The sequence below is a fragment of the Breoghania sp. L-A4 genome (assembly GCF_003432385.1).
Lineage (GTDB): Bacteria > Pseudomonadota > Alphaproteobacteria > Rhizobiales > Stappiaceae > Breoghania.
In genome coordinates this window covers 3,126,535-3,139,784 of sequence record NZ_CP031841.1, presented here as the reverse complement: position 1 = coordinate 3,139,784, position 13,250 = coordinate 3,126,535, and the positions used below count along the sequence as shown (strand labels likewise).

Here is a 13,250-nt window from a genome sequence, read left to right as displayed (position 1 = left end):
CGGTGCGTGCTACGCTCGGCTCGCGAGGGCAGCGGCCGTCAGCTTATTGGTGGGTTCGACCCCGTTAAAAAACGTGGCCCATGGGTTCATGCGCACTTGAGAGTGGTGACGCCGGCTGTCCGCGCGATCCCGATTAGGAAGATGAAGAACTGGCATAACCCACGCCCTCCGCCCGAACGGAGGAGATGCCATGAAGAGAACGAAGACCGGCGACCACCCGGACATGAAGCTGGTCAACCCTGGCGCCGCCGTAGTCGACATCGGGTCTAGGTGACCGACTCATAAGTTCGCAACCATATGCGGATTGAAGCGAGTTGGACTGACGCGAGAAAATTGTCGTCGCGCTTGTCGTATCGTGTGGCAATGGCCCTGAAGTGTTTGAGTTTGCTAAAGAAGCGCTCGACGGCGTTGCGTTGCCGATAAACCCAGGCGCTGAAGGGGAAGGTTTTGACGCGGTTCGGCATGGCGCGGATGTTGGCCCATGCGCCCCGCGCGGCCATTTCGGCGCGCAAGGCATCGCTGTCGTAGGCGCGGTCGGCGAGCAGGATGTGACCGGCCTTGAGCGTTTCGAACATGTCGGCGGCCGAGCGTCCGTCGTGGGCCTGGCCCTCGGTCAGCTTGAGGCGGATCGGCCGGCCCTCGGCGTCGACGAGCGCATGGATCTTGGTGGTCAGGCCGCCGCGCGAGCGACCCATGCAACGGGATCGCTCCTCTTTTTTTGGCCGTTGGCGGCATGCTGGTGAACGCGGATCGATGACGAGTCGATCATCTGCACGTCACCGTCGTAAGCATCTGATACCGCTTCAAGAATGCGTGCCCAATGGCCAGCCTTGCGCCAGCGGTTGAAGCGGTTGATGCAGGTCGTGTACGGGCCATAGCGCGCCGGAATGTCGGCCCAAGGCGCTCCCGTGCGCAGCCGCCAGAAGATGCCGTTCAGCACCTTGCGGTCATCGGCGCGCGGGACCCCACGCACCTTTGTCGGCAGAAGCGGCTGTATCACAGACCACTCGAAATCCGTCAGATCGAAGCGAGCCATCCTGACCTCCATTGATGGTGGTCAGTGAATCAGAACCCTCGCGCCAAGGGAATCCCGTTTATGAGTATGTGACCTAGGATGCACATGGCAGCCGTCAATCCCGATATTTGCGACACGTCCGTGCGTGCATTTGGCACGTTCACGCAGGATTTGCACGGCTTGGCCGCGTGGTTCCGGTCCTGCGGCGTGACGAGCGTCGCAATGGAATCCACCGGTGTCTACTGGATACCCGCCTTCGAGGTCCTCGAGCAGTATGGGTTCGAGGTCATCCTGGTGAACGCGCGCTACGCCAAGAATGTGCCGGAACGGAAGACCGACGTGAGTGATGCCAGCTGGTTGCGGCAGCTTCACTCCTACGGCCTGCTGCGCGGCAGCTTCCGCCAGGAGGCGGAGATTGCCACACTGCGATCCTATCTCCGGCAACGGGAGCGGCTCGTAGAATACGCGGCGGCGCATATCCAGCACATGCAAAAGGCGCTCATGGAGATGAACCTCCAACTCCATCATGTCGTCTCCGACACCACCTGATAGCGCGAGCAATCGTCAATCGCGGTGTATTGATAGAGGCTTGGAGCAATCTTGCAGACGTCCATCTGCACACGATCGCCGGGGATGGGTCGAGAATAGCGCTTGCCGCCAGTCTTCCTGATCAGCCTGGGCCGTTTGAGGCGGTTGAGCCCATGTCGGCACAGGACCTTGTGTATTGTATCGACGGCAAGGTGCAGACCGTCGAGGCGGAGAAGCTCGTTCATGAGACGCTTGATCCCCAGCTTCCGGCTTCGTCGCAGCGAAATGATGCGCTCCTCCTCAGCCTGACCCACCTTCATGGCCGGTGAGCACAGGGGCCGTCGGCTACGGTCGAGCAATCCAGATTCACCCTCGCTCAGATAGCGCCGCCACCATTTCCGGAGCGTCGGCCGCGATACGCCGCATCGCCGGCATGTCAGCCCGGCATCCCCCGTCCGCTCGTACGTCGTCACCCAGATCAAACGCGCTGCCGGCGTCATCCCGTCCCTCCCTTCCTCAGAACCTCAGGGAAGGTTACCTACGCGCGACGTTGAAACGATGTCTCCGAACTTCACACATCATCGGCTGCAGCCTCCCAAATCGCTTGGAAACTGAATCAGTGTTGCCCCGTCATGGCAAGACGCGTTTTTCAACACAATCGGCCCGAAGCGGCCTAAACTTGAGTCAATCAAGTTGCGTCGCAACATCCCGTTAGCTGCCTTTTGGCTAGATGACTATTTTTCATTCTCCCACTTGGTAAGGATTTTCTCGTATTCGACGAGTCTGACGTAGTCGAATGTGAAGGGATCGATGGATCGTCTGCGCTCGGCGGCTATAGCCTGTTTCAAATAGGATGTTGATAATGTTATGTTGCCCATACGTCGGTACAGGACAGCAGCAGCATAAAAGGCATATGGATCGTCAACTGAGTTTTTAGATTCTGCAATAGCAAGCAAAACTGCTTTCTCCGCCTCATCCAATTCAGCTTTATCAGCAGAAGCCGAAAGAGTTGTGGCTTCCGCCAAACCGCTACCAACAAAAATAGTATCAGTCGTTTCTGTCTGTATTCTATGGAGTTTCTGAAATAGAACTTTCGAAGCCTCAATTTTGTCTTGTCGTGAATGGTACTTTCCAAACTCAAGCTTTATGGCGGCAAGGTCTTCTTTAGCTCTTTCGTATTTTGGATATTCAGCGACGATTTTATCTGCTGATGCTTCAGCTTCTGGATACCGTTCCCACTGCCAATATAGCGCCACGCGAGCGGATAGTGCATTTAGATATCGTTTGTTTTCAACTGATCTTTCGCCCGAAAGATTAATCATTGCATTGATATGTTCACGGGTTTTTTCAAACAAGGGTTGGGCTGCTTCTTCTCTGTCCGCTTCGAAGAGAAAGGCCGCTCGGCGGCGAGTAACATTCTGAAGGCCGTTTAGGACATCATAGTTATTTGGTGAAATTTTTAACGCTCTTTCATAAGCTTGTTCTGCCTCTTCATATTGATTAATTGCTCTCAGTGATCGTCCAAGTTTGGTTAGGACCTCAATATCAGCCTCCCCAACCTCATCGAAAATTCGGTATGCCACAGCAGCGCGCCCCCAGATTTTTCGGTCATAAGCCATATGGCCTCGCTCCCGAAAAACGTGCCGGATGTCCAGTGGCAACCCCTCAGTCGGAATCTTAAGTACTTTTGAAAATAACTCGTCTGCCTTCTCAATTTCCTTAGCGTCTTTGGCTCTCAAAGCTTCCTCAAAAGTAGCTCTAGCTTCCATGAAGTATTTCTGCTCCGGTGCCAAACCGCTTGTAAAAATGAAAAAACCTGATGCGACTATTTCAAGAATCAGCACAATAAACAACCGATCAAGGTATTTCTTATCGGCGATTTTAACGAGTCCAGCCAAAGCAAGAATAGTTAACGTAGTAGTTGCGATAAAAGCCACAACTATTGTCCACCCAATGAACTGAAACATAATATTTATTCCTTCAAAAAGTTTAGTTCTCTGATAAAATCAAAAATAATAAATTTAAATATAATTATATCTCAAATGAATTGGAGGCAAATCTCTCCGAGATTCTTTCTCGCGCCTCGTTCACAATATCTATTATTTTCTTACTGACTAAGCGCCTAATCACTCCCGAGCTTCAGTAGTCGAGGGGAGACCTTCAGGGCAAGCGCCGCAGCACCCAAAACACGAAAGGAAAAACCCGCCCCTTGACCGCCCCCGCGTCGCGGGAAACTATCGTCCAACCGGGTCAGTTCCTGGCGACAATCAACAGCAGCACGCCAAACTCATGCCGGAACACCTGCGATCCAAAGCGGCCATCACGCCGCCGGCGATCAGCCCGGCGCCACGGCCACGCGGAAGACCGCCAAAAAATCCGCAGCTCCCCGCGACGAGCTGAGCGGCCGAACTGGGGAATTTTACTTCGGCACTTTTGGGGAAAGTTCACGCGGCATTGACAATCGTAGCCTCCGAGCGGGTGCACCTATCGAATCACAGCATCGCCCACAAGGGAATCGCACAGCCTCCGAAATCGCAAGAAATCCACGCCTGATTGCCCAGTTTCTTGCAATTTCGAATACGTCCCCGCAGCAGAAATTAAAAGCCTTTCAGGGAGCTAGCGGCTTTAACGGGCGACAAATTAACTTATCGGAAAAATACAACTTTTTGATATCGTGTACCTTTCAAGCGATAGCTCAAAAAATGCGTTTGCGCGAGTCCTACTTGCGTAAAAGGGATAATCCCCCAATATTATATATGTATAGTAATATATAATTTGTTTTAAACTCATATGTATGCTTAACTAGACGAAATTTAGGCGCAACTCTTAATTGTATATAAAATTGAAATAAATGTATTGGCATACTAGGTGGTGAAATGATTTTTCATTCATTGATTCCGTCAAAATTTAGTACTCCCAGTATGGTTATGGCAATTTCTAATGTAACTCTGGCGATAGTTGCAATCACTCTGCTTTCAGTTTGCACGGGCAATGCGCAAAATGCCAGTGACCGAATCGAGAATCCAAGAGAATTGGTGTTGGCGCCCATCGTTCGACCCGTCGACACATTGATGTCCCTCGCGCCGACGGCGACCGCCCTGTCGCGCGAAGTTGAGCTCGAGATGAACATCCTTTACGCTGACCGGAAGATCTACAATCCGTCAAAAGGCGGCAAGGGCGGATACGATGCCGTCAGCCTACGCACCTATGAGGACGCCCGAGCGGGCAGCCGACCTGGCCCGGACGCGCCACTGGTCGGGCCGACCATCCCGGTTCATCCTGGCCAGACGGTGCGGTTGACGCTTAACAACCAGCTTCCCGCCGACTCAACCTGCGGCATTGGCTCCGGCGGCAGTGTCAACGTCCCGCACTGCTTCAACGGCACCAACATGCATACCCATGGTCTGTGGGTGAACCCGTCGGGTAATGGCGACAACGTGCTGATCTCGATTCGGCCGGGCGTTTCGTTCCAGTACGAATACAACATCCCGCCAGATCATCCCGCCGGCACCTTCTGGTATCACCCGCATCTACACGGCTCGACGGCGCTGCAGGTTTCCAACGGAATGGCGGGTGCGCTGATCATCCGGGCGGACCGCAAGCCGACCCTGGAGCAGAATGGAGACCTCGACAGCCTGCTGGTGGAAGACGGCGGGCAGCCGGTTCCTGAGCGCGTCCTGGTTCTGCAGCAGATCCAGTACGCCTGCCGGGGCGAAGACGGCAAGATCCAATACAAGGATCCGGAAAATGAGATCGGGTATGTCTGCGAGCCGGGCCAAGTCGGCACGATCGAGGGCTACGACCAGTTCGGTCCCGGTTCCTGGCCAAAATCCGGACGCTATACCAGCATCAACGGCGTGGTGCTGGGCGAAATGACCCCGGCACGGGTCGGCGTGCCCGAGCGCTGGCGCTGGATCCACGCCGGCGTGCGCGACACCATCAACGTCGAATTGCGCCACAAGACCGGCGGCGAGGCCTACCGCACGCTCGCCGCCGAAGACAGTGACAGCTGGATCGAGCGCAACTGCGGCGAGGCGATCGACTACAATGTGGTTGCCCAGGACGGCCTGACCATGGCGGCGGTCCAGCGCCGTTCCCAGGCGGTGCTGCAGCCGGGTTACAGGGTCGATGCGCTGGTGGTGCTGCCCGAGGCCGGTGAATATTGCGTCGTCGACGCTGCCGCACCGTCCGCCGGCACCGTCAACCAGGCGGTGCCCAGCCGTAAGCTGCTCGGCGTGGTCACGGCGGCCGGCGGCGGACCGGCCGATTCCGGTTCCGAGGATTATATCAAAGACTGGCTGATTGAGGCCGCGCAGCGGACCATGCCGGCCGGCATCGTTGACGAGGTCGTCCGCGATCTGGAGGACGGCCTTCAGCTGTCCCGGTTCGTGCCGCACCCGAGCGTCGAGGAAGGCGAGGTGACGGGCACGCAGACGCTGGTCTTCAATATCGACGTCTCTCAGCCGGACGGTGTCTTCTTCGAGATCGACGGCAAGCCCTACGATCCCAACCGGATCGACCGAACGCTGCCGGTGGGCGGCGTGGACGAATGGACGCTGACCTCCGATTTCGTCAGTCATCCGTACCATATCCACGTCAATCCGTTCCAGATCGTCTCGATCATCGGGCCCGACGGCGTCGACGTCAGTGAACTCGATGCGAAGGATCCATCCCCCGACGGGCCACCCGATCAGCAGTATCCGGGTCTCAAGGGTGTGTGGAAGGACACGCTCTGGGTGAAGAATTCGGGCAGCGCGCCGGGCGGCAAGTACACGATCACCATGCGCACGCGGTACCAGCGCTACATCGGCGACTTCGTCCTGCACTGCCACATCCTGGACCATGAGGACCAGGGCATGATGCAGAACATCCGTATCGCGCTGCCGGACGGCGCGGGAGGCACCGCCTATGGTCACCACTAAGCGGGCGCCGGCTGTGGCCGACGCGGTTGCGGACTATGCGACCATCCAGACGTTGCTGCGCCGGCTCGCCGCTGGAAGCCGGTCGGATCAGGGCGGCGCAGGCGCATTCTGGAACCTGCCGCTCGACCAGTTCCTCAAGGTGGAGATCGCCGGAGAACCGCTGGTCGCGCCGGATGGCGGGACCCGCTGCTGCGGCGGCGGGTCGGCTGTGCCGCCCGGCGGGCGCGCGGAGCGCTCGGGTCTCGTGAAGGGGGTGCGCGGGCTGCCGCCATTCGACGGAAGGCGGTATCCGCGCCTGCCGTTTGGTGGCAAGGCGGCGTCGGCGGAGGACATCGCCGTGGTCGAAGGCTGGATCGAGGCCGGCTGTCCGGGCGACAGCCTCGCCGAGCTTGAGGTTTCTGGCAAGCTCGAGGCACTGGGCACGATCGAGGTCGGCGGCGCGGCGGGACCGGTCTTCGATGTGCTGGCCGATGCGAGCGGCTATTCATACGCGGCAGGCGAAATGCGCCAGCGCATGGACATCGACTGCATGACAGCGGGGCAGCTGGACCGCCTGCGCCTGGCCTTCCGCGAGCTCTACGCGCTCAACAAGTGGCCGGAGGATGCGCGCAGCTACAACAACATGGCGCTGATCCACCAGAACCATTGCCAGCACGGCTGGGAGCGGTTCCTGCCGTGGCACCGGGTCTATCTCTATGAATTCGAGCAGCAGCTGCAGAGCTTCTGCCCGGATGTCACCATGCCTTACTGGGCGTTCTCGTCCGAACCCTATGGTCCGGGTCCCGACGGCAAGATGGACGAGACGCGCAAGGCGATGCCCGAGGCGCTCAACGCCTTCCTGACCCGGGACAGCCTGGAAACGCTTCTGGCGAGCGGTGTCCCGGCAAACGAAGTGAAAAAGCTCGAACCGCTGGTCGGCATGCCATTCGCCGCCCAGACCGCCTTCTTCGCCGCCGTCCGCGAGGCGCTCGGCATCGACAAGGATGCGGTCTTCAAGGCCTATCTGGCCAGGTACCGCAGCCGCTACATCGACGCGCTGCTGCAGTCCAATTCGCTGTGGTACCCGCTTCGCTATCCCGGGCAGTTCGGCAAAGGCACGATCAATTCGACCATCAATTATCACTACCCCGCGCCGCAGGACATCGAGCAGATCCAGGCCCTGCGGACGTTCCGCGATTTCGGCGGAGGCAGCCTCTACAACGACAGTTTCGGCTTCCTCGACCAGAATCCGCACAACACGATGCATATCTGGACGGGCGGCGTGAACCCGGACCACACGTCGCTTCCGGCACCTCAGGATCGCAACGCCGCTGTCAACGTGTCGGGACGCCGCTTCCATCGCCGCGACGACTTGCACAGCCAGCCGAAGTTCGGCGACATGTTCTCCAACCTGACGGCGAGCTACGATCCGGTGTTCTGGCCGGTGCACGCCAATGTCGACCGGCTCTGGTGGACCTGGCAACAGGCCAATCCGCACGGGTTGCCGGCCGGTCTGGACGGCGTGCTGACGCCCTGGGCCTACGCCGTGCGCGACACGCTCGACATGCACCGCTTCGGCTACGAATACGTGAAGAAGACCTACGTAGCGCCGGTTCCCGGTACCGCGGCGGTGGGCCGGTTCGCGTCCCGGCCGATCGATCTTCCGGCGCGGGTGCGCAAGCGTTTCGCCAAGGCGGAGGTCCGCCTGCACCGCGTGCCCCAGCTGATGCGCTCGTGCTTCATCCGCGTGTTTCTCAATGAGCCGAAGGCCGACGCCGACACGCCGCTCGACCGCGAGACCTACGCCGGCTACGCGGCCATATTCGGCCATGGTCCCTGCATCGGCGGTCCCGGCCATTGCGAGCCGCAAGCCGCCCGGCTGGGCAAGCCTCGCGACATGAACGCGCCGCGCAATCACCGTGTCGACGTGACGGCGTGCGCCCGGCGGCTGATCGATCAGGGCGCCAAGGCGCTGTCGGTCACGCTTGTCGTCATCGGTGCCGACTACAGGGAGGATACGGAGCTGCTTCGGCTCGACGGTGTCTCCCTGAATTTCCTCGACTGAGCGTACAACCCGCCCGCCAATCGACTGGGGGACTGCAATGGCATCGACACCGCGCTATCGCATTCATCCGGGCATCGGAATCGCCCGTGTCGGCGACAGTCCCGACAGCTTTTACCTCTCGCCAGAAACGCCGGGCGCCTTGCCGGTCGACTGCGATGCGAGCGGCAATCCGCGACTGTCTGCGGACGGCGAGAGCGAAGTGCCGATCCGGACGTTCAAGGATGGCGAGGGGCGCATTCGCCGCCAGGCCGCGCGATTCCAGATCTATGTCTATGATGAGCAAAGCTCCGAGGGGCGGGTCTTGCGCCGCGGTGATCCCGTCGAAGGCGGCGGCAACCGAGGTGTGCTCGTCGACATGCAGTGGCGGGTTCATCTCGCCAACAAGAAGGCGGCCTGGTTCGCCTTCGATCAGCTCGAGGGCGAGCACGGCTATTCCGCGAGCCATCCGCTGCGCAACCCCGACGTCACCGGATCGCAGGCGCGGCAGCAGTTGATCATCGATCCCGGCCCGCAGGTGGTGAACGGCACGGACCGCCGCCGCGCCGCGTTCAGCCGGGACGGCAACCCGATGTATGCGGCGACCTTCCCGCCGAAGGGGCTGGTGCCGCATGACGTCGACACCCTTGGCGAGATCCTCACCGATGACGCGGGCCGCCTGGTGGTCCTTGGCGGTCACGGCCGCTCGGGAAGCTGCAACAGCGGGCTCGGCCAGCCGCGCATCGACACATACGCCAACAACGACGGCTGGTTCGACGACATCTCGGACGGGCCTGTCATGGCGCGCCTGGTGATGTATTCGGAAGAAGTCGGCCGGCTCCGCTTCATCGACGTCGACTACCCGGCCTGGGCGCTCGTCGGCTATCCCCGCTATGCTCCGCAGGTCCTCGACATGGTGACGCTCGACGACGTGGTCGCGGACCTTGCCATCCGGGAACAGGCGGACCGGACCGACCTCTACGGCACGGCCGGCACGTTCGACGATCCCGAAAAGGTCGATACCGCCGATGAAGGCGCCTTGCTGCACTGGAAAGCGGGACGCCTGCGCTACAATCCCGATTACTGGCCCTGGTTCTGGCGCGACATTTGGCCGATCCTCTTCCGGCCCGACGAATTCACCTATTTCACCAACGTGCTGCAGCAATCCAATTTTCCACACAATCAGCAGCCGCGCGGCAATTTCGATCCGCTGAAGCTCTGCGTGCCACCACGCACCGCGCCGCGTCTGCTTCGCGCCAAGCGCCTGGAGGCTATCGAGCGCAACGGCTCGGGCGCGCTCGTCGCTCAGGCGCTGGAACCCGCGGTGATGATGCTTGACGACAGCGAGCGGCGAACGGGCGACGGCATCGATGCTGCGATTGCGCAGCTGGCGGCGGCGGCGTCGAATTTTGCCGAAACCGTCTGTCCGCGCGTGGACGGCGAGTCACCGGAAGACTACGCCAGCCGCTGGCGTGAGATCGCCGGGACGAATAAATCAGCGCCGTCAAATGACTACGCCGCGGCCGAGGCTGAGTTGCGCGATGCGGCGGATACGGCCGCGGCACGCCTCAGCGACGTGGAGAGCGACGGCTACGAGGAGGCGGACGCGAGACTGCTTCAACTTGTTGCCGCGCGCAGGCCGGGTCAGGGCGAGGCGGAGCCGCCGCGCAACATCGATCCCGACACGCCGGTCTCGGCGACGGTGGACCGGATCATCGGCGACTTCGTCGACGGCGTGTTGCTCGACAGGGCACTGAAGGCGGCATCGAAGCGTGCGACTACCGATCCCTATGGCCCCAACCGGCGCTACCTTTACGACCTCCTGCGGTTGCCGGGGGAGGAAAACACCCTCCAGATGACAGGAAGCCCGACGGCGCGCACCTATCATCTGCCACTGATGCCTCTGCTGGCGGGCGACAACCCGCTCAGCAACGTTGTGCCGTCGAAATTCCTCCGCCTCACCGACACGCAACTCTTCCTGTTGCGGCAATGGGCGGAGGGGCGCTTTTACAACGAAGTGCAGGAGGGATGGGTCGATGCCAAGGCGATCGATCCCTGGCAGCCCTACAAGTCCTGGGTGGCGGGAGATGGCCGGGCGCTTGATCGCGGCGTGCTTAGCAACCTGCTCGGCGGCGCCTTTTGTCCCGGCGGTGAAGTCTGCTGGATCATCCGCAACCCGGCGATCTGGCACGAACCCTATCGGCTCAAGGCGGATCCGGCCTTCTACACCTTCCGCCAGACCGCGGCGCAGGCAAACGCCGGCAGCGGCAGCACCACGACCAGTGCCGAGGATTACGTCTCCTATGCCGCCCAACCGCTGGCGCAGGACAGCGACTATGGTCTGGGACTGCAACCAGGCGATCTGACCAAGCAATCGGGCCTGCCGTGGCAGGCGGATTTCAACGAGTGTTCGACCCAGCAGATCAACGTCACCTATGACGAGTGGAACTCCATTGATCCGACGAACCCGAATGATCCCCTGATGGCCAGGGAAGCGCGGGTCTGGGAAACGCTGTGGTGGCCTGCGCACCGGCCGATGCAGGCGTGGGAAATTGTGTCCATGACGGGCGGTTCGCCCGGCTATCAGTTCCTCAATTGGGCGCGCGGCGTCCCGCAGACCAATACGGGCGACTACAAGATGGTCACCGAATGGTCCCGGCTCGGGTTCATCATACGAAATCCCTATGCGTCGGCTCCAAGTCTGGACCAGCCATCGCCGGACCAGAAATACATCAGTGTCGAACGTGCGGAGGATTGAGCAATGGCGAAAAGCGGACAGAACGCGAATTCCTTCGTCGGCAGGTGGAGCTATCGGAGCTTCCTCAACAATGCCGACTTGAAAGCGGAGCCGAACGATTTGCTTTTCGGTTCCGGAACAATCCACCTCAAGGAGGAGGCCCAGGACCGGATGGGCGGGACCATTGGCGGTCCAGGCTGGTCTCTCGATCTGCACGGCTCACTCGCCTACGGTTCTCCGATGGAGGCGCGGTTTCAGGGACAGGGTATCGTCAGCGGCGCGGAATGGATTTACGCCTACGTTGGATGGCTGGTTCCGGTCTGGCCAAACAGCACCAATGCGCTGCAGACCGCGGCGATGGTCGGTTCGGTGACCCGTGTCATCGCGCACCCGTCGGGAAATGGCGGCGCGTCGCCAGCCGGCGTCGTGGCGTCCTTCTATGCCGTTCGTCAATCCTGACGCGTGGCTCCCTTGAGCACGGTTGCGACATCATGTGATGTAGCTATCGTTGGCGGCGGACCGGCGGGGAGCGCGGCGGCATTAGCGTTACGCCGGCATGCCCCAGATCTGGGCGTCGCGCTCTTTGAGGCCGGCACCTATGACTGCTATCGCGCCGGCGAGATCGTCGCCTCCACCGCGGGTGCGATCTTTAGCGAACTCAGCGTGCTGTCCGCCATTGGGGAGGCCGGATTTCCCTCGCTACCGACCGTACGGGCAGCCTGGGAGAGGCCGCAAGCCCTCGAAGAACATGCCCTGTTCTCTGCGCGAGGCTCTGGCTGGATTGTCGAGCGGAGCTACTTCGATCAGCTGTTGTCCTCCCTCGCGGCCGAGCGCGGCGCGTCGGTCGCAGTCGGCTGCCGGGTCGCGACGCTCGCCCGCTCAAGCAAGGGCTGGCTGCTCCGTTTGCGCGGCGGGGCCAGATGCGAAGCGCGTTTTCTCATCCTGGCGACCGGCCGCGATTGGGGGCTGATACGGAATCTGGGCGGCCGGCTGCAGGTCAGCGACAGGCTGGTTGGCCGGGTACGGGTGCTGCGCGGCGATGAAGGGGCGGATCGCGGCTTGATGATCGAGGCCGCCGAGGACGGTTGGTGGTATTCGGCGCCAATCGGGCGCGGAGTGCGCGTGATGGCATGGATGACCGATGCCGACCTCTCCGACCCGAGCGACGAGGCGGACTGGGCGATGGCGCTAGCAAAGACCCAGCTGATGCGCGAAATGGCCAAATCGGTTGGGGCGTGCGCCCACGCAGCCCTTTTCCCCGCCATGACCACGAGGATGAGATCGGCGGCTGGTGCTGGCTGGGTCGCTGCGGGGGATGTGGCTGCGGCCTTCGACCCACTGTCGGCTCAGGGCGTGACGAAAGCGCTCCGCGCCGGCCTTTTCGCGGCCTATGCGGCGGCGGATGCGCTGGCGGGCCGCGCGGAGGCCTGTGACCGTTTCGCATTCCTCGTCGAGCGCGAGTGCGAAGCCTATGCGAAAGCATATCGCGCGGCCTACCAGAGCGTCTACCGGTGGCCGGAAAGCCCATTCTGGAGCAGGCGCGCCCAGTAACCCCGTCTTCGCGATCCCGGCGCGGGTCGAGAGCCAGCCCTTGCCGCGGAGCGGATTTTGACCCGCCGCGCCGATTGCCGCAGCGGCCGGGCAGCGTTCCGGGGCGTGCCTGCGGCGTTCACCGAATGCCGAGATGGCAACGATCGTCGCGGCGGCGGAGACAGAAAGCCGCGTCCATGGCCCCGACGCATATCACCCCAATCCGACATGCGGACCGATTAGTGGCGTTAAAAAATTGCTAAACTTTCTCGAGATTTTCAGAGCGTTGCGTTCGAGCCAAGCGCCGATACACGTCTACTGAAATCCAGCGGAAAAGTGCCCCTCGAAGTCCGTCTCCGCGTGTTGGACGCATGAACGCAAATAGCGGAAGTTCTTACAAGGTATTGCCGTGTCCCGCTGCAGTATTCTGATGAATGGATGGCAATCAAGCCGCCGATCTGGTTCTGCGCGACAAATACGCGGGTTCGTGAAAACGCC

General features: G+C 60.8%; 6 protein-coding genes and 3 pseudogenes. 6 read left to right on the top strand and 3 right to left on the bottom strand.

Annotated features, from left to right (window positions below):
• Positions 1-266: 266 nt before the first annotated feature.
• Positions 267-1,036, bottom strand: a pseudogene (locus D1F64_RS14270) (IS5 family transposase).
• A gap of 78 nt (positions 1,037-1,114) precedes the next feature.
• On the opposite strand from D1F64_RS14270, the pseudogene D1F64_RS14265 reads away from it, so the two are divergent.
• Positions 1,115-1,561: pseudogene (locus tag D1F64_RS14265) on the top strand (transposase); the annotation flags it as partial.
• Here the strand turns inward: D1F64_RS14265 and D1F64_RS14260 are convergent.
• A pseudogene (locus D1F64_RS14260) lies at positions 1,555-2,043 on the bottom strand (helix-turn-helix domain-containing protein); the annotation flags it as partial. The pseudogenes D1F64_RS14265 and D1F64_RS14260 overlap by 7 nt on opposite strands.
• Before the next feature lie 234 nt (positions 2,044-2,277).
• The gene (locus D1F64_RS14255; RefSeq protein WP_162901562.1) at positions 2,278-3,480 is read right to left on the bottom strand and encodes a tetratricopeptide repeat protein; all 1,203 of its coding nucleotides are present in this window, start codon (positions 3,478-3,480) and stop codon (positions 2,278-2,280) included.
• A gap of 1,134 nt (positions 3,481-4,614) precedes the next feature.
• Here D1F64_RS14255 and D1F64_RS14245 point away from each other — a divergent pair.
• The 5 genes from D1F64_RS14245 to D1F64_RS14225 are packed head-to-tail and all read left to right on the top strand — an operon-like array spanning position 4,615 to position 12,773.
• Positions 4,615-6,465, top strand: coding sequence for a multicopper oxidase domain-containing protein (locus tag D1F64_RS14245; RefSeq protein ID WP_248304471.1), 1,851 nt, complete (start codon positions 4,615-4,617; stop codon positions 6,463-6,465).
• Entirely contained in the window at positions 6,452-8,509 is a 2,058-nt protein-coding gene (locus D1F64_RS14240; protein WP_117412965.1) for a tyrosinase family protein, read from the top strand. The genes D1F64_RS14245 and D1F64_RS14240 overlap by 14 nt, the downstream gene beginning before the upstream one ends.
• A 37-nt stretch (positions 8,510-8,546) precedes the next feature.
• The gene (locus D1F64_RS14235) at positions 8,547-11,243 is read left to right on the top strand and encodes a LodA/GoxA family CTQ-dependent oxidase (RefSeq protein WP_117412964.1); all 2,697 of its coding nucleotides are present in this window, start codon (positions 8,547-8,549) and stop codon (positions 11,241-11,243) included.
• A gap of 3 nt (positions 11,244-11,246) precedes the next feature.
• On the top strand, positions 11,247-11,681 hold the full coding sequence (locus D1F64_RS14230; protein WP_117412963.1) for a hypothetical protein: 435 nt from the start codon (positions 11,247-11,249) through the stop codon (positions 11,679-11,681).
• A 12-nt stretch (positions 11,682-11,693) separates the two neighbouring features.
• On the top strand, positions 11,694-12,773 hold the full coding sequence (locus tag D1F64_RS14225) for an FAD-dependent monooxygenase (protein ID WP_162901561.1): 1,080 nt from the start codon (positions 11,694-11,696) through the stop codon (positions 12,771-12,773).
• The last annotated feature ends 477 nt before the right edge of the window (positions 12,774-13,250 follow it).

What these genes read in the sequence shown, in the direction of transcription:
- D1F64_RS14245 (WP_248304471.1), top strand. Translation starts at nt 4,615, where the DNA reads ATGTCCCTCGCGCCGACGGCGACCGCCCTGTCGCGCGAAGTTGAGCTC.
- D1F64_RS14240 (WP_117412965.1), top strand. Translation starts at nt 6,452, where the DNA reads ATGGTCACCACTAAGCGGGCGCCGGCTGTGGCCGACGCGGTTGCGGAC.
- D1F64_RS14235 (WP_117412964.1), top strand. Translation starts at nt 8,547, where the DNA reads ATGGCATCGACACCGCGCTATCGCATTCATCCGGGCATCGGAATCGCC.
- D1F64_RS14230 (WP_117412963.1), top strand. Translation starts at nt 11,247, where the DNA reads ATGGCGAAAAGCGGACAGAACGCGAATTCCTTCGTCGGCAGGTGGAGC.